Below are 22,720 nucleotides of genomic sequence, written 5' to 3'. Positions count from 1 at the left end.
TCGCGCCTATGACGATGCAGTGGGGGCACCCCCAGCCGCGCAGCGGCGAGGGGGACGCAGCGATGAGGAGGAATCGCGCCCATGACCAGTGTGCTGATCGTGGAGGACGAGGAGTCGCTGGCCGATCCGCTGGCCTTCCTGCTCCGCAAGGAGGGTTTCGAGGCCACCGTGGTGACTGACGGTTCGGCCGCGCTGGCCGAGTTCGACCGGGGCGGCGCCGACATCGTGCTGCTCGACCTCATGCTGCCCGGAATGTCGGGCACCGACGTCTGCAAGCAGCTGCGTGCGCGGTCCAGCGTGCCCGTGATCATGGTCACCGCCCGGGACAGCGAGATCGACAAGGTCGTGGGCCTCGAACTCGGCGCCGACGACTATGTGACGAAGCCGTATTCGGCGCGCGAGTTGATCGCGCGGATCCGGGCGGTGTTGCGCCGCGGCGGTGACGACGATTCCGAGATCAGCGATGGCGTGCTCGAATCCGGCCCCGTGCGGATGGACGTGGAACGCCACGTCGTCTCGGTCAATGGCGACACGATCACCTTGCCGCTCAAGGAGTTTGACCTTCTCGAGTATCTGATGCGCAACAGCGGCCGGGTGCTGACCCGCGGCCAGTTGATCGACCGGGTGTGGGGTGCCGACTACGTCGGCGACACCAAGACGCTCGACGTGCACGTCAAGCGGCTGCGGTCCAAGATCGAATCCGACCCGGCCAACCCGGTGCACCTGGTGACGGTGCGGGGGCTGGGTTACAAGCTCGAAGGCTAGCCCGACGGCTCCGCCGGCGGCGTGATGTCGAAGACGGTCCGGTCATCGTCGTTGGCGCTCAACGTGATACGCCGACGCATGTCCGCCGTCATCGGCGGAAGGTCGGTGAGGTCGAACCACGCGGCCGCCGTGCTCTCGTCGTCGGCCGCATAGGGCTCCCCGGATAGCCAGTCCATCCGAAACACGTGGTCCAGGTACTGGGCGTGATCACCGTTGGCGTGCACGGCCGGTCGGGTCACATGCACCCAGGCCAGGCGGGTGGCTCGCGCGCCGACCCCGGTCTCCTCGCGCACTTCGCGCGCCGCGCAGTCCGCCGGGTTCTCGCCGGGTTCCACGATCCCCGTCACGGCCGTCCAGGCACCGTTGTCGGATCGCTTGACCAGCAACACGTTTCCGTCGCGGATCGTCACCGCCGTGATGCCGGGCAGCCATAGCGGCGCGTGGCCGATGGCGCGGCGAAGCTCGACGATGAAATCGGGGACCGGCACCCACCGTTCTTAACACACGAGGGGATGTGACGGGATCGAGGCGGATTGGGAGCGTGCCGCGCCGAGACATCGGGTGATGTTCGGCTGTAGGCGGGCCTAGCTGCGATTGGGCCCGGCTGCACCGCAGGGGCAGGTGACCGCCGGCAGCACAAGCGTATTGATCACCTGCCGGACGAAATCGGCGTCGACTGCCTGTCCGCTCACTGCCCGTAGCAGGCCCATCGCCACGATCACGTCGGCGACCAGTGACCAATCGCGGTCGCCGGGTATCTCGCCGCGGTCGGCAGCGTGGGCGAAAATGGCTGACAGGACGCGGCGGCCTTTGAAGAGAATCAAATCGTCGAGCGCAGAAGCCAGGTCGGGATCCTGAGCAGCTTCCAACCCGACGCGCAGGATCAGGTCATTGGAGATGAGGCCGCCGTCGTTGCGGGCTGCGCGCGCGACGATGACCTCCAGCTCGCCCAAAAGGCTGCCGGTATCGGGCGGGTCGTCGTCCAATAGGTCCGGTCGCCAATAGATTAACGCGTCGGTGATCAGTGCCGTCTTGGATGACCAGCGGCGATAGATGGCAGCTTTACCGGCACCGGCCCGTGCGGCGATGTCGTTCATGTTGGTCGCGTTGTAGCCGTGTTCGGCGAGAATTTCCAAGGCAGCGTTGAGGATTGCGGGATCACGTGACCGGTCCAGGCGCCCGTGGGTGCGTTGACGCAGTTTGGACTGGGGTTCGGCGATAAACCCAGGTGGACCGGCCGTCGACGACGGTGTCGACACCCGGCGAGGCGTTCGGGTGGCACTCATGTGGTTGGGACGCGCGGGATCGGCGCGGTGCTGTCGTCGGAATCGTGCCCGGGACGGGTCCTGTTCACGATTTTGAAGGTGTTCAGCGGCCACCAGAACCAGCGGCCGAGGGCTGCGGCGATCGATGGCGTCATGAACGCACGCACGATCAGCGTGTCGACGATCAGGCCGATGCCGATGGTCATACCCAGTTGGCCGATGACGCGCAGGTCGCTGACGATCATCGACATCATGGTGAACGCGAACACCATCCCGGCCGCGGTGACGACACGTCCGGTTGCTCCCATGCCGCGGACGATGCCGGTGTTGAGTCCTGCGTGTATCTCCTCTTTGAGGCGCGAGACCACAAGCAGGTTGTAGTCCGAGCCGACCGCCAGCAGGATCACTATGGACAGCGGGATCACGATCCATTGCACGCCCAAGCCCAGGATGTCCTGCCACAGCAGCACGGACAGCCCGCATGCAGTGCCCAGCGATGCGGCCACGGTGCCGACGATCACCAGTGCTGCCACCAGACTGCGCGTGATCACCAACATGATCGCGAAGATCAGGATCATCGACGCGATGACGGCGATCATCAGGTCGGTCTTGACGCTGTCCTGCATGTCGGAGTACATCGACGCGGTGCCGGCAAGCGAAACCTTCGCATTGGACAGTGGGGTGTTCTTGACGGCGTCCGCGACGACACCTTTGAGGTCCCGGACGTGTGCGATGCCTTCGGTGGAGGCGGGGTCGCCCTGGTGAGTGATGATGTAGCGGACAGCTTTACCGTCGGGCGAGACGAACATCTTGAGGCCACGGTTGAAATCAGGGTTGCCGAACACATCCGGTGGCAGGTAGAAGAAGTCGTCGTTCTTGGCCTGATCGAAGTACAGCCCGATCTCGGTCGCGCCTTTGGCCAGTTCCTGTTGCTGCGCCTGGGTGCCGGCCATGGTGCTGTGGGTCGCGATCATGAAGTCGCGCATTTTCGCCATCGAGCTGATGGTGTTCTGCAGCACCGGCAACATCTGCGGCATTAAATGATCCAAACGATCCAAATCGGTGGTGAGACCTTGTATTTGGTCGGCGAGCGCGTCGATGCCGTCGATGGTGTCGAAGATGGACCGCAGTGACCAGCAGATGGGGATGTCATAGCAGTGTTTTTCCCAATAGAAGTAGCTGCGCATCGGACGGAAGAAATCCTCGAAATCGGCGATGTTACTGCGCAATTCGTTGGTGGTGTCCACCATCTCGTGCGTGCGGCCGACCATGCTGTGCGTGGTTTCGGTCATCTCCTTGGTGAGGGTGTACATCCGTTCCATGTTGGCGATCGTCTTGCTCAGCTCATCCGCCTGCTCCAGCATTTGAGCCGAGTTGTCGTTATTGAACTTGGCGCTTTGCAAGGTGCCGGCGTTTTGCGCACCGAGCATGAATGGGATGGAACTGTGCTCGATCGGCGAACCCAGTGGGCGCGTGATGGTCTGCACCCGATCGATGCCCCGCATGTGTGCCACGTTCTTGGCGACCCGGTCGATGACGAGCATGTCCGCGGGGTCGCGCAGGTCGTGGTCGGCCTGCAGCATCAACAATTCCGGGTTCATCCGAGCCTGGGAGAAGTGGCGGTCCGCGACGCCCATGGCGAGGTTGGCCGGCATGTTGGCGGGAGTGAACTTCTGGTCGTTGTACTGCGGCACATAGGTCAACAGGCTGATGAAACCGATGACAGCGACCATGGTGGTCACAAAGATGATCGGGATCGGCCACCGCACGACAGCGGTGCCCACCTTGCGCCAGCCCCGCGCCGAGAGATCACGTTTGGCGTCGAGCAACCCAAATTTGGACCCCACCGTGAGAATCGCCGGCGCCAGCGTCAGCGCCGCGGCGATGATCACCAAGACCGAAATCGCGCAAGGCAGACCCATGGTGTTGAAGTACGGCAGCGTGGTGAAGCTCAGGCACATGGTGGCGCCGGCAATCGTCAAGCCGGAACCTAGAATGACGTGCGAGACACCGTGATAGGACACATAGAACGCCTCTTCGCGATCTAGACCCTTCGATCTTTCCTCTTGATATCGGCCCAACAGGAAGATCACATAGTCCGTTCCGGCGGCCAGGGCCAGCATGGTCACCATGCTCACCGCGTACGGGGTCAAGCCGATGATTTTCAAGTAGCCCGCTGCGGCGGTAACCCCTTGCGCGGCAAAGAGTTCCAGGCCGATGATGACCATGGACACCAGCATCGTCACGACCGAGCGGTAAATGGCGAGCAGCATCACGATGATGACGGCGACCGACACCAACTCCATCGTCGCCATGCTTTGATGCCCGGCGACGCTGGTATCGGCGTTGAGAACGCTGTTGCCGGCGACGTGGGCCTTGATGCCCGGCGGCGCCGGCACCGAAGCGACGATCTGCCGAACCGCGGCCACCGACTCATGGCTCTCACTGGTGCCCTGTGAGCCGTTGAGGAAGATCTGCACGTAGGCGGACTTGCCGTCCACACTCTGCGAGCCCGCCGCGGTCAGCGGATCACTCCAGAAATCCTGCACGTTCTGCACATGCTGGTGATCGGCCTTCAGCTTGGCGACGATCTCGTCGTAGAACTTGTGCGCGGAATCGCCGAGCTTGTCCTTGCCCTCGAGCACGACCATCGCCGAAGAATCCGAGTCGTACTGCTGAAAGACCTTGCCGATGTTCAGCATCGCCCGGTAGGACGGCGCGTTGGTCGGACTCATCGGCACCGACCGGCTCGCCGCGACCTCATCGAGGGAGGGGACCAGCATGCCCAGGCCGATCGCCACGAGTACCCAGAACACGATGATCGGCAACGAGAAGATCCGGACCATCCGGCCCAAGAACGGGCGATGGGGCTTCGATTCCTGGATGCTCATACGGATTTCACCAAGCAGTAGATGAACGGTTTGACCAAATCGGTGCTGGTCCGGTCGTCGCGCACGTTACCGTCGACCGTGACCCGGCATCGAAGGCCGCTGACGTTGCGGTCGCCTTGAGCCATGATGTTGGCCGACATCGACGGCAGCGTCGTCACGATCGTGAATGACCAAGGCAGCGGCGTGTTTTCGACGAGATGGGGTTGACCGTTCTCATCGAGGTAGTTGAGGTTCGCGGTGCCCCCGGAACCGCTGATCTCGTACGTGATGTGCTTCGGGTTGAAGTTTGCGGTAATCCCAGACCCCTCCGCCGACTTCGGCGCTTGCGGTCCTCCGAACCCGTGAATGCGCAGGATGGCATAAGCGCCGAGCGCGACCACGACCACCAGAAGCAGCGGGATCCAGAAGCGCTTCACCAGCCGGTAAACCACTGCATGCCCCCTGACCTCTTCGATTCATTCGTTCAAAACATCTGGCGTCGAGTCGCCGCGTCGTCCGCCATGACGGAACCGGAGTTCCCTGACGAGATCGTAAAAAACGTACCTCATAACGGGCGGACGCCCCGCCAACGCGGGGCCGTGAAATAACCGACGCCGGCCACGGCTGCCTCAAGCGGCGCGGTGAGAACGCCAACGTTTAGCGACCGCCCCGCTCGCGAGACGTCGTCGAAACGCGCCATACCTGCGCGTAACCGCCGCCGTCGGACAGAGTGGAAGCATCCGGCGACAGCTGTGATTCAGCTCACCGGCGGAGTATGTTGTGACTGAACTCATGGAGGGGGCAGTCAAATGATCCGAAGGCAGAACCGCGCGGCGATCGCCGGTCCGTCGCCCGCCGCGGGGACGTTGATCACCGCTCACCGGCTGTGGGTAGGCCTGCTATTGATGCTCTTCATTGCGGGAGTCACCTCCACCTTCGTGGCGGCCGCGCTCGGGCAGGTGCTCGTGGCCATGATCATCGGCCTCATCACCGGCGCGTTTTTCGCCGGCATGGCCAGCTGACCGATCCAGGACAGTCAGGCGTGCCCTGAGCCGCATCCAACGCCGGGCAAACAACCCGTACCGCCGGGAACGCCACCGGGTCCGGCGAATTGGCCGCCCGAGCCGCAGCCAACACCGGCAATGCAGCCATGCCCACCGGGACCGCCGCCAGGGCCGTCGTTTTGGCCTCCCCAGCCGCAGTTGCCGTTGCCATCGCAACCGCCTCCACCCGGATCCTGCTTGAACGCGACTGTGTGGGTGGGAGCCGCTAGTGCTTTCGACGAGGGACTGCTAACCGGTGTCACTGGTGCGATGGCAAGTATCCCTGCGACCGCTCCGACTACCGCCAGTGATTTCGCGAGGGTTAGATTAGCTAACATTCTCGGCGAGTACCACCCGAGTATCCAGCCCAAAACCTGTTTGAGAGGTGCGGTAGCTCACATTTTGCATGTGGATGCTGCGCGGGCGAAAAGCCATTTAGGGCAAGACGTTTGGTTGCGGTTCCGAATCCCGCAAGGGCTCACTCGCTCCCGTCGCCGAGGGCAGTCCACGGCTTACCGGCGATGATCGTGAAACGTCCTGCTACTCGGCGATGCGGGTCGCCGGGTGCACCGCGATGAGCCCTAACTTGCTGCGGCGCTTGCACATTGCGGCCAGCTCCGCATATGCCTTGGCGCCCAGCAGCTCGGTGAGTTCGTCGGCCAGGCTTTCCCACACCTGCTTGGCGCCGACATGGGCGGCCGGGTCGCCGGTGCAGTACCAGTGCAGGTCGGCGCCGCCGGAACCCCAACCGCGGCGGTCGTATTCGGTGACCCAGGTCTTGAGGATCTCGGTGCCGTCGGGCCGCGTCACCCACTCCTGGCTGCGACGGATCGGCAACTGCCAGCAGACATCCGGCTTCATGGTCAGCGGCGGCACGCCCAGCTTGAGGGCCTTGCTGTGCAGTGCGCAGCCGACGCCGCCGGGGAAGCCGGGCCGGTTCAGGAAGATGCACGCGTCTTTGTGCTTGCGGGTGCGGTACTGCGGTTGGCCGTCATGCTCGTCGAGCTCCAGATAACCCTTGCGGCCCAAGCCTTTTTCGCGAAATTGCCAGTCGGCGTCGGTCAGCTTTTTCACCGCGTCATCCAGGCGGGCGCGGTCGTCGTCGTCGGACAGGAACGCACCGTGCGAGCAGCACCCGTCGTCCGGGCGGCCCTCCACCGTGCCCCGACAGGCCGGGGTGCCGAACACACACGTCCACCGGGAGAGCAGCCAGGTCAGGTCGGCGGCGATCAGATGCTCGGGGTTGTCGGGGTCGTAGAACTCCACCCATTCGCGGGCGAAATCCAGCTCGACCTCTTGTCCCGGTTCCAGGTGCGAATTCGCCACGCAATCCACGTTAGACCACAGTTCGTCCCATGTGAGCCGCTGACACTCGGGGTTCCTATGGCGGCGATCACGGCGGGTTAACAGGGTCGCGCAAAGCACCGTCCCCGGGGCTTCGTTAGTTTGTTTACGTGCGATTGGGCGTTCTCGACGTGGGCAGCAACACGGTGCATCTGCTGGTGGTCGATGCCCACCGTGGCGGTCATCCGACGCCGATGAGTTCGACGAAGGCCACGCTGCGTCTGGCCGAGGCCACCGACAGCGCCGGCAAGATCACCAAACGCGGTGCCGAGAAGCTGATCTCCACGATCGACGAATTCGCCAAGATCGCCGACAGTTCGGGCTGCGCGGAGCTGATGGCGTTCGCCACATCCGCGGTCCGCGACGCCGGCAACTCCGAGGACGTGCTGAGCCGGGTCCGCAAGGAGACCGGCGTCGAGCTGCGGGTGCTGACCGGGGTGGACGAGTCGCGGCTGACCTTCCTGGCGGTGCGCCGGTGGTACGGGTGGAGCGCGGGCCGCATCATCAACCTGGACATCGGCGGCGGCTCGCTGGAGATGTCCAGCGGCGTGGACGAGGAGCCCGAGGTCGCGTTGTCGCTGCCGCTGGGCGCCGGGCGGCTCACCCGGGAGTGGCTGCCCGACGATCCACCCGGCCGGCGCCGGGTGGCGATGCTGCGGGACTGGCTGGACGCGGAGCTCGCCGAGTCCAGCGTGAACATTCTGGAGGCGGGTAGTCCCGACCTGACGGTGGCGACGTCGAAGACCTTCCGCTCGCTGGCGCGGCTCACCGGTGCGGCGCCGTCGGGCGCTGGACCGAGGGTCAAACGGACGCTCACAGCAAACGGCCTCAGGCAACTCATATCTTTCATCTCTAGGATGACGACCGCTGACCGGGCAGAACTGGAAGGAGTGAGCGCCGAACGGGCACCGCAGATCGTTGCGGGTGCCCTGGTGGCGGAGGCAAGCATGCGAGCGCTGTCGATCGAATCGGTGGATATTTGCCCGTGGGCATTACGGGAAGGTCTCATCTTGCGCAAACTCGACAGCGAAGCCGACGGATCGGCCCTCGTGGAGCCTTCCGTGCGCGATGCTGGAGGTCAGGTAGTTGATCGGAATCAGAACCGATCGAGAGGCGACAAACCATGACCGGACCGCACTCCGAGACCGAGAGCCCCGGCACTCGGCCCATCTCGGTTGCCGAACTGCTGGCACGAAACGGAACCATCGGCGCCCCGGCGGTCACCCGGCGGCGTCGCCGCCGGCGCGGCGACAGCGACTCGGTGACCGTCGCCGAACTGACCGGCGACCTGCCGGTGATCCGCGATGACGACGACGAACCCGCGGGCAACGCCAACGAGGCCAACGACACGATCGACGCGGTCGATGCGGCCCCGCCCGCCGGGCCCACCGCCCCGGGGACCGCCGCCGAGCCGGTGACCAAAGCCGAGCCCAAGGCGCCCTACTGGTCGGAGCCCGAGCCGCGCTGGCCCAAGTCGCCGCCGCAGCCCAAGCGCGCGCCGGGACCCGAGCGCAGCGAATACCCGCGGCCGTTGCCCGAAGCCGGCCCGTCCGGGGCGTCCGCCAATGGCACCGGCCAGGCCGGCTCGGGCGCCGAGGACATGAGCTTCGACCCGCTGGACCACTACGCCGACGTCCCGGTGGACGTCATGGACTCCGACGTGCGCGAGGCCGAGCCGGCGCTGGAGGACTCCGCCTACGTGCGCTCCTTCCTGCGGTCCGACGATGACGACGACGAGGACGGCTCGGGGCCGCTGCCGGCCGGCGTGCTCGGCGACGACGAGCACCTCGATCTCGAGGACCGGGACGCCGACGCCGACGCTCACGCGGAGCAGGGCAGGTTCGACGCGGTATGGCGCGGCGGCGTGGTCGTGCTGCAGTCGATGCTGGCCGTCGCGTTCGGCGGCGGGCTCTTTGTGGCCTTCGACCAGCTCTGGCGTTGGAACAGCCTGGTGGCGTTGGTGCTCTCGGTGCTGGTCATTCTGGGCCTGGTGGCCGGGGTGCGGGTGGTCCGCAAGACCGAGGACATCGCCAGCACGTTGATCGCGGTCGCGGTGGGTGCGCTGATCACCCTGGGACCCTTGGCGCTGTCGTTGCAATCGGGTTAAGCGGCACCGTAGACAGTGCGCCCCGCCATCAAAGTCGGCCTTTCCACGGCTTCGGTGTACCCGTTGCGGGCCGAGGCCGCCTTCGAGTACGCGGCGCGGCTCGGCTACGACGGCGTCGAGCTGATGGTGTGGGCCGAGTCGGTCAGCCAGGACGTCGCCGCGGTCAAGAAGCTGTCGCGGCGCTACCGCGTCCCGGTGTTGTCCGTGCACGCGCCCTGCCTGCTGATCTCGCAGCGGGTGTGGGGCGCCAACCCGATCCCCAAGCTGGATCGCAGCGTGCGGGCCGCCGAGCAGCTGGGCGCGCAGACCGTGGTCGTGCACCCGCCGTTTCGCTGGCAGCGCCGCTACGCGGAGGGTTTCTCCGAGCAGGTGGCGAAGCTGGAAGCCTCGAGCGAGGTGATGGTCGCGGTGGAGAACATGTTCCCGTTCCGCGCCGACCGGCTCTTCGGGGCCGGCCAGTCGCTGGAACGGATGCGCAAACGCGGCGGCGGGCCCGGCCCGGCCATCTCGGCGTTCGCGCCCTCCTACGACCCGCTCGACGGCAACCACGCGCACTACACGCTGGACCTGTCCCACACCGCGACCGCGGGCACCGACTCGCTCGACATGGCGCAGCGGATGGGGGCGGGGCTGGTGCACCTGCACCTGTGCGACGGCAACGGCCTGCCCGCCGACGAGCATCTGGTGCCGGGGCGCGGCACCCAACCCACCGCCGAGGTGTGCCAGATGCTGGCCGGCAGCCATTTCGCCGGGCACGTCATCCTGGAGGTGTCGACGTCCAGCGCGCGTTCCGCCAACGAGCGCGAGGCCATGCTCGCCGAATCGCTGCAGTTTGCCCGCACGCACCTGCTGCGCTGACCAAGCCGGGAGAAATCCAGACAACATGAGTGCGTTATTCACCACCGCAATGACGTTGCGGGAGGTCGGTTCAGGCGTCTTCGAGGGCGAGCTCGACAAGCGCTGGACCATCGGTCCCAAGGTGCACGGCGGCGCGATGCTGGCGCTGTGCGCCAACGCCGCCCGCACCGCCTGCGGTGGCAGCGCCGACGGGCTCGAGTCGGCCCAGCAGCCGGTCGCGGTGTCGGCGAGCTTCCTGTGGGCTCCCGATCCCGGTCAGGTGCAGCTGGTGACCTCGATCCGCAAGCGGGGCCGGCGGATCAGCGTCGTCGACGTCGAGCTCAACCAGGGCGACCGCACCGCGGTGCACGCCGTGGTGAACCTCGGCGAGCCCGAGCATTATCCGGTCGACTTTGCGGGCCGTGAAGCGGCCCGAGGAGGAGCCGGATCATTGATCCGGCCGGTCGGCGGAGCGATCAAGCCGCTGCTGTCGGCCAACCCGGTGGCCGACCTGATGGCGCCCGAGCCCCCCGACGACATCGAGCCGATCGGGCCGGGGCACCCGCTGGCCGGCCTCGTGCACCTGGGGGAGGGCTGCGACGTGCGGCCGGTGCTGTCGACGATGGCGCCGCGCGGCGACGGGCGCCCGCCGGTGATCCAGATGTGGGCGCGCCCCCGCGGGGTGGCCCCGGACGCACTGTTCGCGCTCATGTGCGGCGATCTGTCGGCGCCGGTGACCTTCGCCGTGGACCGCACGGGCTGGGCGCCCACGATCCAGCTCACGGCGTATCTGCGGGGCCTACCGGCCGACGGCTGGCTGCGCATCATCGCGACCTGCACCGAGATCGGGCACGACTGGTTCGACGAGGACCACACCGTCGTCGACAGCCTGGGCCGCCTGGTGGTGCAGGCCCGGCAATTGGCATTGGTCCCTGCCGCTCGCTAGAGCGCGGTATCTGCGATGCTGTGCGGCATGGCAAGAATCGCGATCATCGGTGGCGGCAGCATCGGGGAGGCACTGCTGTCGGGTCTGCTGCGGGCGGGCCGGCAGGTCAAAGACCTGGTGGTGGTCGAGCGGGTTCCCGAGCGCGCCAAGTATCTGGCGGACACGTATTCGGTGCTGATCAGCTCGGTGCCCGAGGCGGTGGAGAACGCGTCGTTCGTCGTGGTCGCGGTCAAGCCCGCCGACGTCGAGTCGGTGATGGCGGAGATCGCCCGGGCGGCGGGTGCCGCCGAGAGCGACACCGCCGAGCAGGTCTTCGTCACGGTCGCGGCCGGGATCACCATCACCTACTTCGAGTCGAAGCTTCCGGCCGGGACGCCGGTGGTGCGGGCCATGCCGAACGCGGCGGCGCTGGTCGGCGCAGGGGTCACCGCCCTGGCCAAGGGCCGGTTCGTCACCGCGCCGCAGCTCGAAGGCGTCTCGGCCCTGTTCGACTCCGTCGGCGGCGTGCTGAGCGTCCCGGAGAGCCAGATGGACGCCGTCACCGCGCTGTCGGGCTCCGGGCCCGCGTATTTCTTCTTGCTGGTTGAGGCCCTGGTCGACGCCGGGGTGGCCGCGGGTCTGAGCCGTGAGGTGGCCGCCGATCTGACCGCGCAGACCATGGCGGGCTCCGCCGCGATGCTGCTCGAGCGCATGGAGGCCGATCGGCAGCTGGGCGAGGCCGAGGGTCCGGGACTGCGGGTGGACGCCACCGCGACGCAGCTCAGGGCGACGGTGACCTCGCCGGGCGGTACCACCGCGGCGGGCCTGCGTGAGCTGGAACGGGGTGGCCTGCGAGCGGCCGTCGACGCGGCCGTTCAGGCCGCCAAAATGCGCTCTGAGCAGCTAAGAATTACATCAGAGTAATCCAAGTTTTTTGAACTGATTGTCCCCCACCAGTACCAGTAACCCCATTAGTCCCGCTATTCTCCTTGTGTAAGCACGTGTGGGTGCCAGCGGAGGGGAAGCCGCTGGCATGCGCGTGCCTGACACGATTGGGTTGCGATGACGTCTAGTAACGGGCCATCAGCGCGAGATGCTGCAGGTAAGCCACGGGACGCCAGTTCCGTCGACAGCCAGCAGGGCAGGACGCAGTTTCTCACCGTCGCCGAGGTAGCCGCATTGATGCGGGTCTCCAAGATGACGGTGTACCGGCTGGTGCATAACGGCGAGCTGCCCGCGGTCCGGGTGGGCCGGTCCTTCCGGGTGCACGCCAAGGCCGTCCACGACATGCTGGAGACGTCCTACTTCGACGCCGGCTGACCTGAACCTGTGCCGCTCGCGGGCGGCACCCAGGCTCCGCGGTCGCGCGGCGATCACCCGACGCCGGTTTGGTGTTCGGTGCGTTCCGCCGGGTAAAGTGTCCGGGTCCAATCTTTGAAGCAGGTCACGGTCAGATAGCGGAGTTCATGGGTTCAGTAATCAAGAAGCGGCGCAAGCGTATGTCGAAGAAGAAGCACCGCAAGCTGCTGCGTCGCACCCGGGTGCAGCGCAGAAAACTCGGTAAGTAACCCCGCCCGCGGCATAGTGCCGCCATCTCGCCTGGCCGCTAGGCTGTCCGGGTGGATCCGTCGAATGGGGACAACGCCGGGCCGGGTGACACCGCAGGCAACACCGTGCATTACCCCAAAATCGTGCTGGTCACCGGTGCCTGCCGGTTTCTGGGCGGCTACCTCACGGCTCGGCTCGCGCAGAACCCGATGATCAAAGGGGTCATCGCGGTCGACGCGATAGCCCCGAGTAAGGACATGCTGCGCCGGATGGGGCGCGCCGAGTTCGTCCGTGCCGACATCCGTAATCCCTTCATAGCCAAGGTGATTCGCAACGGCGACGTCGACACGGTGGTGCATGCGGCGGCGGCGTCCTACGCGCCACGATCCGGCGGCACCGCGGCGTTGAAAGAGATCAACGTGATGGGCGCGATGCAGCTGTTCGCGGCCTGCCAGAAGGCGCCCTCGGTGCGCCGGGTGGTGCTCAAGTCGACGTCCGAGGTGTACGGCTCGAGCGCGCACGATCCGGTGATGTTCACCGAGGACAGCACCAGCCGCCGACCGTTCCGCAACGGTTTCGCGAAGGACAGCCTCGACATCGAGGCCTACGCACGCGGATTGGGAAGGCGCCGGCCCGATATCGCCGTGACGATTCTGCGGCTGGCCAACATGATCGGCCCGGCGATGGACACCACGCTGTCGCGTTATCTCGCCGGACCTTTGGTGCCCACCATGTTCGGCCGCGACGCGCGTCTACAACTGCTGCACGAGCAGGATGCGCTGGGTGCCCTGGAGCGCGCGGCGATGGCGGGCAAGGCGGGAACGTTCAACATCGGCGCCGACGGCATCATCATGCTGTCGCAGGCGATCCGGCGGGCCGGCCGGATTCCTTTGCCAGTACCGGGTTTCGGCGTGTGGGCTCTGGACTCGTTACGGCGCGCAAACCGTTACAACGAGATCAGTCGCGATCAGTTTGATTACTTGAGTTATGGCCGGGTCATGGATACCGGCCGAATGCGATCAGAACTTGGCTACCAACCGAAATGGACGACGGCGGAGGCGTTCGACGACTACGTTCGCGGCCGCAGCCTGACTCCCATAATTGACCCGCATCGGGTACGCTCCTGGGAAGGTCGCGCCATATCTCTAGCCCAGCGCTGGGGCAGCCGAAATCCAATTCCGTGGGGTGGGGTCAGGTAGGTATCGTGGCGGGTGAAACCAGAGCGAATGTCATTCCACTGCACACTAATCGGGGTCGGGTAGCGGCTCGTCGGAGAGCCGATCAAAGAGCAGAGTCATCTCGCCAGCACCCTTCATTACTGTCGGATCCGAACGGGCGCGCGTCAGCCGAGCAGATCGCCGCGGTGGTCCGCGAAATCGACGAGCACCGCCGCGCCGCCGGCGCCTCGCCCGCCGACGCACCGCTGAACGACCTGGCGCAGCGCGTCGCCTCGGTTGCCGGATTCCTCCGCCAGCGCCTCACCGGCGACTACAGCGTCGACGAGTTCGGCTTCGACCCACACTTCAACAGCGCGATCGTTCGGCCGTTGCTGCGGGTGTTCTTCCGGTCCTGGTTCCGGGTCGAGGTGAGCGGAATCGAGAACCTGCCGGATGAGGGCGCCGCGCTGGTGGTCGCCAACCACGCCGGCGTGCTGCCGTTCGACGGGTTGATGCTGTCGGTGGCCGTCCACGACGAGCACCCCGCGCAGCGGGACATGCGACTGTTGGCCGCCGACATGGTGTTCGATCTGCCCGTGGTGGGGGAGGCGGCCCGCAAGGCCGGCCACACCATGGCCTGCACGACGGACGCGCACAAGTTGCTCGCCGCCGGCGAGCTCACCGCCGTGTTCCCGGAGGGCTACAAGGGGCTGGGCAAGCGGTTCGAGGACCGCTACCGGCTGCAGAGGTTCGGCCGTGGCGGATTCGTCACCGCGGCGCTGCGGACCAAGGCGCCGATCATTCCCTGCTCGATCATCGGGTCCGAGGAGATCTACCCGATGCTGACCGACGTCAAGCTGCTGGCGCGGTTGTTCGGGCTGCCGTACTTCCCGATCACACCGCTGTTCCCGTTGGCCGGGCCCGTCGGTCTGGTGCCGCTGCCGTCGAAATGGCACATCGCGTTCGGTGAGCCGATCTACACCGACGACTACTCGGCCTCCGACGCCGACGATCCGATGGTCACCTTCGAACTGACCGACCAGGTGCGCGAGACCATCCAGCAGACGCTGTACCGCCTGCTCGCCGGCCGCCGCAACATCTTCTTCGGCTGAGCCGCGCACTCGGCTGAGCCGAGCAAAAGGAAACGCCACCGCGAAAACCCGCGGTGGCGTTGACCTTTCGAAATCCGATTACTTGACCATCGTGAACTGGCAGACGTTGGTGTAGCCGTCGCGGAACAGGTCCGAGCAGCCCCGCAAGTACTTCAGGTAGATGTCGTAGGTCTCCTGCCCCTTCAGGGCGATCGCCTCCTCCTTGTGCGCCTCGAGGGCATCGCCCCAGGCGGTCAGAGTCGGCACGTAGTTCTTGCCGATGAAGTGGTGGCGCTCGATCTTGAAACCCGCGTCCGTGGAGTATTTGTCGACCAAATTGACCTGGGGCAACTTTCCACCCGGGTAGATCTCCTTCAGGATGAAGCTGATGAAGCGCAGCAGGGTCATGTTCACCTGCAGACCCATCGCTTTGCCCTCTTCGGCGGTGGGCACCACGATGCTGTGCAGCAGCATCCGGCCGTCGTCGGGCAGCAGGTCGTAGTACTTCTTGAAGAAGGTGGCGTAACGCTCATACCCGGCGTCGCCGGCGCCGTCGGCGAAGTGCTCGAACGCACCCAGCGACACGATGCGGTCGATCGGTACGTCGCCGGGGAATTCCTCCCAGCCCTGGATCCGCACCTCCTTGCGGCGGGGGCTGTCCATCTTCTCGAACTCCGCCACGCAGTGGGCGTACTGGTTCTCGCTGAGCGTCAGGCCGATGACGTTGACGTCATACTCGGCGACGGCGTGCCGCATGGTCGAGCCCCAGCCGCTGCCGATGTCGAGCAGCGTCATACCGGGCTCGAGGTTCAGCTTGTCCAGTGCGAGCTTGCGCTTGGCGTACTGCGCCTCTTCCAGCGTCTTGGTCAGATTCTGCGGATCGGGGTTTTCGTCGAAGTAACCGCAGCTGTAGGTCATCGACGGGTCAAGCCAGAGCTTGAAGAACTCATTCGACTTGTCGTAGTGCGACCGGACCTTTTCGACCGGTGGTTTCAGTTGCGTGCTTCCCGTGTCCCCGTGTGCAGACATTTACAACGCCCCTAACTTCCCTGCAGATATGGATGCCACTGCCGCGGCGGTAGCTTCGACGTCCTCTTGATTTGAAGACTCTCCCAGCATTGTGACAACACTCGTGACGATCGGCTTTCCATCGGCATCGGTAACTTCGCTGCGGATCTCCGCGAGCACGGTGCCGTGGGACTCAATCACCGAGTCGAGATAGGTGTCGAAGTACAGCCTATCGTGGGCGAGGATCGGCCGGTGGAACTTGAATTTCTGGTCGCGGTGAATGACCCGGGCGATGTTGATCGGAATGCTGAACTTGGTGAAGATCTCCAGCTGAACGCGGCGCCCAGCGATCGCGAGGAACGTCAGCGGCGCCACCATGTCCGGGTACCCGGCATTCTCGGATTCACTCTCGTCGAAGTGGGCCGGGTGGTCGTCCTTGATCGCCAGCGCGAACTCGCGGATCTTCTCGCGACCGACCTCGAAGTAGTCCGGTGCGCGGTAATGGCTGCCGATGAGCCCTTCGGCTTCCTTGGGGGTTGTCATCGCGTATGCCTTCCGCTCGATTGTGCCTGCGCGGCGCAGCCTATCAGCGTGATTGCCGCCGAGAGGCCAGCGCGGCCAGCGCACCACCGGCGGCGCCCAGCGCCAACGCCGAGGGCACCCCGATCCGGGCCGCTTTGCGAGCGGTGCGGAAATCGCGAATCTCCCAGCCGCGCTCCCGGGCCAGGGCGCGCAGGCGGGCATCGGGGTTGATGGCGACGGCGGTGCCCACCAGCGACAGCATCGGGACGTCGTTGAAGCTGTCCGAGTACGCGGTGCAGCGTTTCAGGTTGAGCCCCTCGCGAATTGCCAGCGACCGAACCGCGTGCGCCTTGCCGGTGCCGTGCAAGATGTCGCCGACCAGCCTGCCGGTGAAGACGCCGTCGACCGATTCCGCGACCGTGCCCAGCGCGCCGGTCAGGCCGAGCCGCCGCGCGATGGTCGCGGCGAGCTCGTAGGGCGTGGCGGTGATCAGCCATACCTGTTGGCCGGCGTCCAGATGCATCTGGGTGAGCTCGCGGGTGCCGGGCCAGATCTTGTCGGCGATGATCTCGTCGTAGATCTCCTCGCCCAGGGCGACCAGTTGTTCGACCGATCGGCCTTCGATGAAGGCGAGCGCCTTGCGGCGGCCGGCCGCGACGTCGTTGCTGTTTTCCGTCCCGAGAATCTGGAACTTGGCCTGCGCGTAGATGAATCCGACCACGTCGCGGTAGGTGAAGTAGTTGCGCGTGGCCAGGCCGCGCCCGAAATGAACCGCCGACGAGCCCTGCACGAGGGTGTTGTCTACGTCGAAGAAGGCGGCGGCGGTCAGGTCGATGGGGGGCTGCGGCCGGTCTTCGGAGGCGGCGGCTTCCCGCATGCCCTCGATCGCGCGGGCGGCGCTGGCGTCCGCAGCCAGCGACTCCGGGTCGACGTAACCGGATTGGTCCGCGCTGAGCGGGTCAGAGGAAGTCATCGTCAAACCTCCTAGATCGCTGTGTTGCCTGGCGACCCAGCGGGTGCCCGATCTCCAACCCTATCGGGCAGATGACGTGCGGGCGTTGACGTGTCCGGGATGGCGGAGCGTGACACTAGCGTCACGTTCGGTGCCGAGTGTGACGCCAGTGTCACGTTGGGGACCGGGACCGGGTTTCCTCAGTCGAACGACTTGCCATACATACCAAGACTTCACAATCTGTGGAGAGATTTCGGAAACATGGTGAGATCGACAACGAAATCTGCCATCACGAATACTCGTCTCTAGGGTTCATTCAAGAAGAACCGATCCATCAGGCCGCCGCGGCGGTGCCCGTCCACGATGTGTGTAAACGAGTTACGCGAGAATCGATTTCGGCGATCATGTCTTCGGCGTAGCGTTGAAACGCCGCCATCCGCTGCACCGCTTCGGCCAACGCCTGCGGATCGACCTGAAACGCCTCAGCCACCGCGCACCGCCCGCTCCGCCTGGGCGGACCCCTCCTCGGTGCTCTGATACGCCCCGCCGGCCTGACCCACCAGGTGCGCCAGCATCGACAACCCGAACTCGACCTCGCGGGCGCCCTTGTGCCACAACTCCCACGCGGACCCGTACGCGGTGCCCGCCGCGCCCTGCCAACCGCCCAACATCTGACCCACCTGATCGTCGAGCTGGGACAGCTGCGCCGAAAGATGCTCGGCCGCACCGCTGAGCGAGACGGCAGCGCCCTGCATGACGACGGGATCGACCCGTAACGTTTCGTCGGCCATAGTCGGAACATAATGCCTGGTAGATAGCCCCACAAGTCACCGATGACAGACTGGTGCCCATGACTGGGGCGACCGGCCGGCGGCAGGTGGAGCTGTTGACCCGCGACGGCTGCACCATCTGCGAACGCGTACACGCCCGGCTGGCCGAACTGGCCGGTGAGTTGGGCTTCGAGTTGTCGATGACCGACGTCGACGCGGCGGCCGCGGCGGGCGACACCGCGCTGCGGGCCGAGTTCGGCGACCGGCTGCCGGTGATCCTGCTCGACGGGCGCGAACACAGCTATTGGGAGATCGATGAGCCCCGGCTGCGGGCCGATCTCGGCGGCTGACCCGTGCCGCGCCGCCCGGGCGGCCGGCGCGGGGCAATTATTTGGTAGCCCAGCTGATAAACGTTTACCGTGGACAGCAGTTCAGTTACTGGAGGAAGCAAGGGAGCTGGCCAGGTGATGCTGCCGTGAGCGTCTTGCTCTTCGGGGTTTCGCACCGTAGTGCGCCGGTCTCCGTCCTGGAACAACTCAGCATCGACGAGGCCGATCAGGGCAAGATCGTCGACCGGGTGTTGCAGTCACCCCTGGTGACCGAGGCGATGGTGCTGTCGACATGCAACCGGGTCGAGGTTTACGCGGTGGTGGACGCGTTCCACGGCGGGTTAGCGGTGATCGGGCAGGTGCTGTCGGAACAGTCCGGGATGTCGATGACCGACCTCACCAAGTATGCGTACGTCCGCTACAGCGAGGCCGCCGTCGAGCACCTGTTCGCGGTCGCCAGCGGGCTGGATTCCGCCGTGATCGGCGAGCAGCAGGTGCTCGGCCAGGTCCGTCGCGCCTATGCCAACGCCGAGACCAACCGCACCGTGGGCCGGATTCTGCACGAGCTGGCCCAGCGGGCCCTGTCGGTGGGCAAGCGGGTGCATTCCGAGACCGCCATCGACGCCGCCGGCGCCTCGGTGGTGTCCGTCGCCCTGAACATGGCCGAACGCCGCCTGAACGGCTTGTCGGGCAAGACCGCCGTCCTGGTCGGCGCCGGAGCGATGGGCGCCCTGGCCGCGGCGCACCTTTCTCGAGCCGGCATCGGGCAGGTCCATGTGGTCAACCGGTCGCTGTCCCGGGGCCAGCGCCTGGTCCGCAAGATCCGTGACGTCGGCGTGCGGGCGGACGCCGTGCCCCTGGATCGTCTGCCCGACACCCTGGCGGGCGCCGACGTCGTCGTCAGCTGTACCGGCGCGGTGACCCCGGTGGTCTCGCTGGCCGACGTGCACCACGCGCTGGCCGCCGCGCACCGCGACGAAGAGGCGAACCCGCTGGTGATCTGCGACCTGGGCATGCCGCGCGACGTCGACCCGGCGGTGGCCGGCCTGCCCGGCGTCTGGGTCGTCGACGTGGACCGCGTGCAGCACGAGCCCTCGGCCCACGCCGCGGCCGCGGACGTCGACGCCGCCCGTACCATCGTCGCCACCGAAGTTGCTGCCTACCTGGCCGGACAGCGGATGGCCGAGGTCACGCCGACCGTCACGGCGCTGCGCCAGCGCGCCGCCGATGTGGTCGAAGCCGAACTGCTGCGCCTCGACAACCGGCTGCCCGGCCTCGAGAGCGCCCAGCGCGAAGAGGTGGCGCGCACCGTGCGACGGGTGGTGGACAAGCTGCTCCACGCGCCGACCGTGCGGATCAAACAGCTCGCCAGCGCGCCCGGCGGCGACAGCTACGCCGAGGCGTTGCGCGAACTCTTCGAACTCGACCAGACCGCCGTCGATGCCGTGGCCGCGGGCGAATTGCCAGTCATTGCAAACGGATTCGACGCGGGTACCCCGCAGCAGACCGCCGAGTAGGCGATTGGCGAACGTGATCCGGATAGGCACCCGGGGCAGCCTGCTGGCCACCACCCAGGCCGGGGGTGTCAGAGACGCTTTGATCGCGCTGGGACACCCGGCTGAGCTGGTGACCATCAGCACCGAGGGCGACCGCTCGTCGGCGCCCATCGAGTCGCTCGGGGTGGGTGTCTTCACCACCGCACTGCGCGAGGCCATGGAGGAGGGCCGCGTCGACGCCGCCGTGCACTCCCACAAGGACCTGCCGACCGCCGACGACCCTAGGTTTGCTGTGGCGGCCATCCCGGTGCGCAACGATCCGCGCGACGCGGTGGTCGCGCGCGACGGGCTGGTGCTCGCGGAGTTGCCAGCCGGTTCGCTGGTGGGGACCTCGTCGCCGCGGCGGGCCGCGCAGCTTAGAGCATTGGGTCTCGGTTTGGAAATCCGCCCCCTACGAGGCAACCTAGATACCAGGTTGAACAGGGTAAGCAGTGGTGATCTCGACGCGATCGTGGTAGCCCGGGCGGGACTGGCCCGGATCGGTCGCCTCGACGATGTCACCGAGACGCTAGAGCCGGTGCAGATGTTGCCAGCACCGGCTCAGGGCGCGCTCGCCGTCGAATGCCGCGCCGGCGACAGCCGGTTAGCGGCAGTGCTGGCGGAACTGGACGACGCCGACACGCGTGCGGCGGTCGCCGCGGAGCGAGCCCTGTTGGCCGAACTGGAGGCCGGTTGCTCCGCACCGGTGGGCGCGATCGCCGAAGTGGTCGAGTCCATCGATGAGGAAGGCCGGATCTTCGAAGAGCTGTCGCTGCGCGGCTGCGTGGCGGCGCTGGACGGGTCCGACGTGATCCGCGCGTCCGGTATCGGCAGTCCCGGTCGGGCACGAGAGCTCGGGCTTTCGGTGGCCGCGGAGCTGTTCGAGCTGGGCGCCCGAGAACTGATGAGCGAAGCGCGGCAAGACCCGGCGCGAGGAAATTAAATGCGAGTTACGTGGGAGCGACAATGACGACGCGAGGGCGTAAGCCGACACCCGGCCGCATCACGTACGTGGGCTCCGGCCCGGGTGACCCGGGACTGCTGACGACCCGGGCCGCGACGGTGTTGGCGAACGCCGCTTTGGTGTTCACCGACCCCGACGTGCCTGAGCCGGTGCTGGCCCTGATCGGCAAAGACCTGCCGCCGGTGTCCGGTCCGGCTCCGGCCGAACCGGCCGCCACCAACGGCGACGGCGGCCCCGACCAGGGCAAGGCGCAGCCGGCGGTGATCTCCGGTGGCCCCGATATCCGCCCGGCGCTGGGTGACCCCGCCGAGGTGGCCAAGACGCTGACCACCGAGGCACGCACGGGTGTGGACGTGGTGCGGCTGGTGGCCGGCGACCCGCTGACGGTCGACGCGGTCATCACGGAGGTCAACGCCATCGCGCGGAGCCACCTGCACATCGAGATCGTGCCCGGGCTGGCTCCCAGCGATGCCGTCCCGACGTATGCGGGGTTGCCGCTGGGCTCCTCGCACACGGTCGCCGACGTGCGCGGCGACGTCGACTGGGAGGCGCTGGCGGCGGCGCCCGGCCCGCTGATTCTGCAGGCCACGTCGTCGCATCTGGCCGACGCGGCGCGCACCCTGATCGAGCACGAGCTCGCCGAGAGCACCCCGTGCGTGGTGACCGCGCAGGGCACCACCTGTCAGCAGCGTTCCATCGAGACCACGCTGCACGGCCTGACCGACTCGGCGGTGCTAGGCGGTACCGACCCCGCCGGCCCGTTGACCGGTCCGCTGGTGGTGACCATCGGCAAGACGGTGGCCAGCCGGGCGAAGCTGAACTGGTGGGAGAGCCGCGCGCTGTACGGCTGGACCGTGCTGGTGCCCCGCACCAAGGACCAGGCCGGCGAGATGAGCGAGCGGCTGACCTCCTACGGCGCGCTGCCGATCGAGGTGCCGACCATCGCGGTCGAGCCGCCGCGCAGTCCCGCCCAGATGGAAAGGGCCGTCAAGGGTTTGGTCGACGGCCGCTTCCAGTGGGTGGTGTTCACCTCCACCAACGCGGTGCGCGCGGTGTGGGAGAAGTTCGGCGAGTTCGGTCTGGACGCGCGCGCGTTCTCCGGAGTGAAGATCGCGTGTGTGGGCGAGTCGACCGCCGACCGGGTCCGGGCGTTCGGGATCAGCCCCGAACTGGTGCCGGCCGGCGAGCAGTCCTCCCTGGGCCTGCTCGACGACTTCCCGCCCTACGACAGCATTTTCGACCCGGTCAACCGGGTGCTGCTGCCGCGCGCCGACATCGCCACCGAGACGCTGGCCGAGGGCCTGCGCGAACGTGGTTGGGAGATCGAGGATGTCACCGCCTACCGGACGGTGCGGGCCGCCCCGCCGCCGGCGGAGACGCGGGAGATGATCAAGACCGGTGGGTTCGACGCGGTGTGCTTCACGTCCAGCTCCACGGTGCGAAACCTGGTCGGCATCGCCGGCAAGCCGCACGCTCGGACGATCATCGCCTGCATCGGTCCCAAGACCGCGGAGACCGCGGCCGAATTCGGTCTGCGGGTGGATGTCCAGCCCGAGACCGCCGCGGTCGGCCCGCTGGTCGACGCGCTGGCCGAACACGCCGCGCGGTTGCGCGCCGAGGGTGCGCTGCCGCCGCCGCGCAAAAAGAGCCGCAGGCGCTAGTGGCCGGCCGGCAGCCGAGCGCGCGTG

The 22,720-nt window shown here is 66.7% G+C and carries 25 protein-coding genes and 1 pseudogene; 15 read left to right on the top strand and 11 right to left on the bottom strand.

What is annotated here, in order from left to right:
- The first annotated feature begins 81 nt into the window (after positions 1-81).
- Entirely contained in the window at positions 82-765 is a 684-nt protein-coding gene (regX, locus tag ACYQ8K_RS06350; protein ID WP_064952683.1) for a two-component sensory transduction protein RegX, read from the top strand.
- On the opposite strand, the gene ACYQ8K_RS06345 is transcribed toward regX, so the two are convergent.
- The 4 genes from ACYQ8K_RS06345 to ACYQ8K_RS06330 form a co-directional block, all read right to left on the bottom strand.
- Positions 762-1,253 carry an NUDIX hydrolase gene (locus ACYQ8K_RS06345; protein WP_459967626.1) on the bottom strand — a complete coding sequence of 164 codons (492 nt, stop codon included), beginning with the start codon at positions 1,251-1,253 and terminating at the stop codon, positions 762-764. The two genes, regX and ACYQ8K_RS06345, sit on opposite strands and share 4 nt — an antisense overlap.
- A gap of 96 nt (positions 1,254-1,349) precedes the next feature.
- The gene (locus ACYQ8K_RS06340) at positions 1,350-2,024 is read right to left on the bottom strand and encodes a TetR/AcrR family transcriptional regulator (protein WP_459967625.1); all 675 of its coding nucleotides are present in this window, start codon (positions 2,022-2,024) and stop codon (positions 1,350-1,352) included.
- A 23-nt stretch (positions 2,025-2,047) separates the two neighbouring features.
- Positions 2,048-4,921 (bottom strand): MMPL/RND family transporter, encoded by a 2,874-nt coding sequence (locus ACYQ8K_RS06335; RefSeq protein ID WP_459967624.1) that lies wholly within the window; start codon positions 4,919-4,921, stop codon positions 2,048-2,050.
- The gene (locus ACYQ8K_RS06330) at positions 4,918-5,340 is read right to left on the bottom strand and encodes an MmpS family transport accessory protein (RefSeq protein WP_459967655.1); all 423 of its coding nucleotides are present in this window, start codon (positions 5,338-5,340) and stop codon (positions 4,918-4,920) included. The genes ACYQ8K_RS06335 and ACYQ8K_RS06330 overlap by 4 nt, the downstream gene beginning before the upstream one ends.
- A 369-nt stretch (positions 5,341-5,709) precedes the next feature.
- Here ACYQ8K_RS06330 and ACYQ8K_RS06325 point away from each other — a divergent pair, with 369 nt between their 5' ends.
- A complete protein-coding gene (locus tag ACYQ8K_RS06325; protein ID WP_459967623.1) occupies positions 5,710-5,922 on the top strand; it encodes a hypothetical protein in 213 nt (70 codons plus the stop codon).
- A 14-nt stretch (positions 5,923-5,936) separates the two neighbouring features.
- Here the strand turns inward: ACYQ8K_RS06325 and ACYQ8K_RS06320 are convergent, their stop codons facing one another.
- Together ACYQ8K_RS06320 and ACYQ8K_RS06315 are read right to left on the bottom strand one after the other, a co-directional pair.
- On the bottom strand, positions 5,937-6,281 hold the full coding sequence (locus tag ACYQ8K_RS06320) for a PE-PGRS family protein (RefSeq protein ID WP_459967622.1): 345 nt from the start codon (positions 6,279-6,281) through the stop codon (positions 5,937-5,939).
- A 202-nt stretch (positions 6,282-6,483) separates the two neighbouring features.
- Complete coding sequence (locus tag ACYQ8K_RS06315; protein WP_459967621.1) at positions 6,484-7,278, bottom strand: hypothetical protein; 795 nt, start codon at positions 7,276-7,278, stop codon at positions 6,484-6,486.
- A 119-nt stretch (positions 7,279-7,397) separates the two neighbouring features.
- On the opposite strand from ACYQ8K_RS06315, the gene ACYQ8K_RS06310 reads away from it, so the two are divergent.
- The 9 genes from ACYQ8K_RS06310 (at position 7,398) to ACYQ8K_RS06270 (ending at position 14,973) form a co-directional block, all read left to right on the top strand.
- Positions 7,398-8,414, top strand: coding sequence for a Ppx/GppA family phosphatase (locus tag ACYQ8K_RS06310; RefSeq protein ID WP_459967620.1), 1,017 nt, complete (start codon positions 7,398-7,400; stop codon positions 8,412-8,414).
- The gene (locus tag ACYQ8K_RS06305; RefSeq protein ID WP_459967619.1) at positions 8,411-9,394 is read left to right on the top strand and encodes a hypothetical protein; all 984 of its coding nucleotides are present in this window, start codon (positions 8,411-8,413) and stop codon (positions 9,392-9,394) included. Before ACYQ8K_RS06310 ends, ACYQ8K_RS06305 begins: the two co-directional genes overlap by 4 nt.
- A 15-nt stretch (positions 9,395-9,409) precedes the next feature.
- Entirely contained in the window at positions 9,410-10,252 is an 843-nt protein-coding gene (locus ACYQ8K_RS06300; RefSeq protein ID WP_459967618.1) for a sugar phosphate isomerase/epimerase family protein, read from the top strand.
- A 25-nt stretch (positions 10,253-10,277) separates the two neighbouring features.
- Positions 10,278-11,177, top strand: coding sequence for a thioesterase family protein (locus ACYQ8K_RS06295; protein ID WP_459967617.1), 900 nt, complete (start codon positions 10,278-10,280; stop codon positions 11,175-11,177).
- 27 nt (positions 11,178-11,204) lie between these two features.
- A complete protein-coding gene (proC, locus tag ACYQ8K_RS06290) occupies positions 11,205-12,080 on the top strand; it encodes a pyrroline-5-carboxylate reductase (protein WP_459967616.1) in 876 nt (291 codons plus the stop codon).
- A 138-nt stretch (positions 12,081-12,218) separates the two neighbouring features.
- The gene (locus ACYQ8K_RS06285) at positions 12,219-12,476 is read left to right on the top strand and encodes a cell division/environmental response transcriptional regulator (RefSeq protein WP_040629292.1); all 258 of its coding nucleotides are present in this window, start codon (positions 12,219-12,221) and stop codon (positions 12,474-12,476) included.
- 146 nt (positions 12,477-12,622) lie between these two features.
- Complete coding sequence (locus tag ACYQ8K_RS06280) at positions 12,623-12,724, top strand: 30S ribosomal protein bS22 (protein WP_003402602.1); 102 nt, start codon at positions 12,623-12,625, stop codon at positions 12,722-12,724.
- Positions 12,725-12,775: 51 nt separating this feature from the next.
- Complete coding sequence (locus ACYQ8K_RS06275) at positions 12,776-13,903, top strand: SDR family oxidoreductase (RefSeq protein ID WP_459967615.1); 1,128 nt, start codon at positions 12,776-12,778, stop codon at positions 13,901-13,903.
- Positions 13,885-14,973, top strand: coding sequence for a lysophospholipid acyltransferase family protein (locus ACYQ8K_RS06270; protein WP_459967614.1), 1,089 nt, complete (start codon positions 13,885-13,887; stop codon positions 14,971-14,973). The genes ACYQ8K_RS06275 and ACYQ8K_RS06270 overlap by 19 nt, the downstream gene beginning before the upstream one ends.
- A gap of 78 nt (positions 14,974-15,051) precedes the next feature.
- On the opposite strand, the gene ACYQ8K_RS06265 is transcribed toward ACYQ8K_RS06270, so the two are convergent.
- The 5 genes and pseudogenes from ACYQ8K_RS06265 to ACYQ8K_RS06245 form a co-directional block, all read right to left on the bottom strand.
- Positions 15,052-15,981 carry a cyclopropane mycolic acid synthase family methyltransferase gene (locus tag ACYQ8K_RS06265; RefSeq protein WP_459967613.1) on the bottom strand — a complete coding sequence of 310 codons (930 nt, stop codon included), beginning with the start codon at positions 15,979-15,981 and terminating at the stop codon, positions 15,052-15,054.
- On the bottom strand, positions 15,982-16,503 hold the full coding sequence (locus tag ACYQ8K_RS06260; RefSeq protein ID WP_459967612.1) for an FAS1-like dehydratase domain-containing protein: 522 nt from the start codon (positions 16,501-16,503) through the stop codon (positions 15,982-15,984).
- A 43-nt stretch (positions 16,504-16,546) separates the two neighbouring features.
- The gene (locus ACYQ8K_RS06255; RefSeq protein ID WP_459967611.1) at positions 16,547-17,455 is read right to left on the bottom strand and encodes an HAD family hydrolase; all 909 of its coding nucleotides are present in this window, start codon (positions 17,453-17,455) and stop codon (positions 16,547-16,549) included.
- 316 nt (positions 17,456-17,771) lie between these two features.
- Positions 17,772-17,924: pseudogene (locus ACYQ8K_RS06250) on the bottom strand (WXG100 family type VII secretion target); the annotation flags it as partial.
- Positions 17,917-18,225, bottom strand: a complete 309-nt coding sequence (locus ACYQ8K_RS06245) for a WXG100 family type VII secretion target (RefSeq protein WP_459967610.1) — start codon at positions 18,223-18,225, stop codon at positions 17,917-17,919. The pseudogene ACYQ8K_RS06250 and the gene ACYQ8K_RS06245, both read right to left, overlap by 8 nt.
- A gap of 59 nt (positions 18,226-18,284) precedes the next feature.
- Here ACYQ8K_RS06245 and ACYQ8K_RS06240 point away from each other — a divergent pair, with 59 nt between their 5' ends.
- From ACYQ8K_RS06240 to ACYQ8K_RS06225, 4 genes are all read left to right on the top strand, one after another.
- On the top strand, positions 18,285-18,554 hold the full coding sequence (locus ACYQ8K_RS06240) for a glutaredoxin family protein (protein ID WP_459967609.1): 270 nt from the start codon (positions 18,285-18,287) through the stop codon (positions 18,552-18,554).
- Positions 18,555-18,679: 125 nt separating this feature from the next.
- Positions 18,680-20,050, top strand: a complete 1,371-nt coding sequence (locus tag ACYQ8K_RS06235; RefSeq protein WP_459967608.1) for a glutamyl-tRNA reductase — start codon at positions 18,680-18,682, stop codon at positions 20,048-20,050.
- A gap of 13 nt (positions 20,051-20,063) precedes the next feature.
- The gene (hemC, locus tag ACYQ8K_RS06230; RefSeq protein ID WP_459967607.1) at positions 20,064-21,011 is read left to right on the top strand and encodes a hydroxymethylbilane synthase; all 948 of its coding nucleotides are present in this window, start codon (positions 20,064-20,066) and stop codon (positions 21,009-21,011) included.
- Between the two features lie 23 nt (positions 21,012-21,034).
- Positions 21,035-22,693 (top strand): bifunctional uroporphyrinogen-III C-methyltransferase/uroporphyrinogen-III synthase, encoded by a 1,659-nt coding sequence (locus tag ACYQ8K_RS06225; protein ID WP_459967606.1) that lies wholly within the window; start codon positions 21,035-21,037, stop codon positions 22,691-22,693.
- Positions 22,694-22,720 lie beyond the last annotated feature (27 nt).

The sequence above is a fragment of the Mycobacterium sp. MUNTM1 genome (assembly GCF_054660795.1).
Note: the sequence above shows the minus strand (reverse complement) of the source record. Positions and strands in the feature narration are given on the sequence as shown.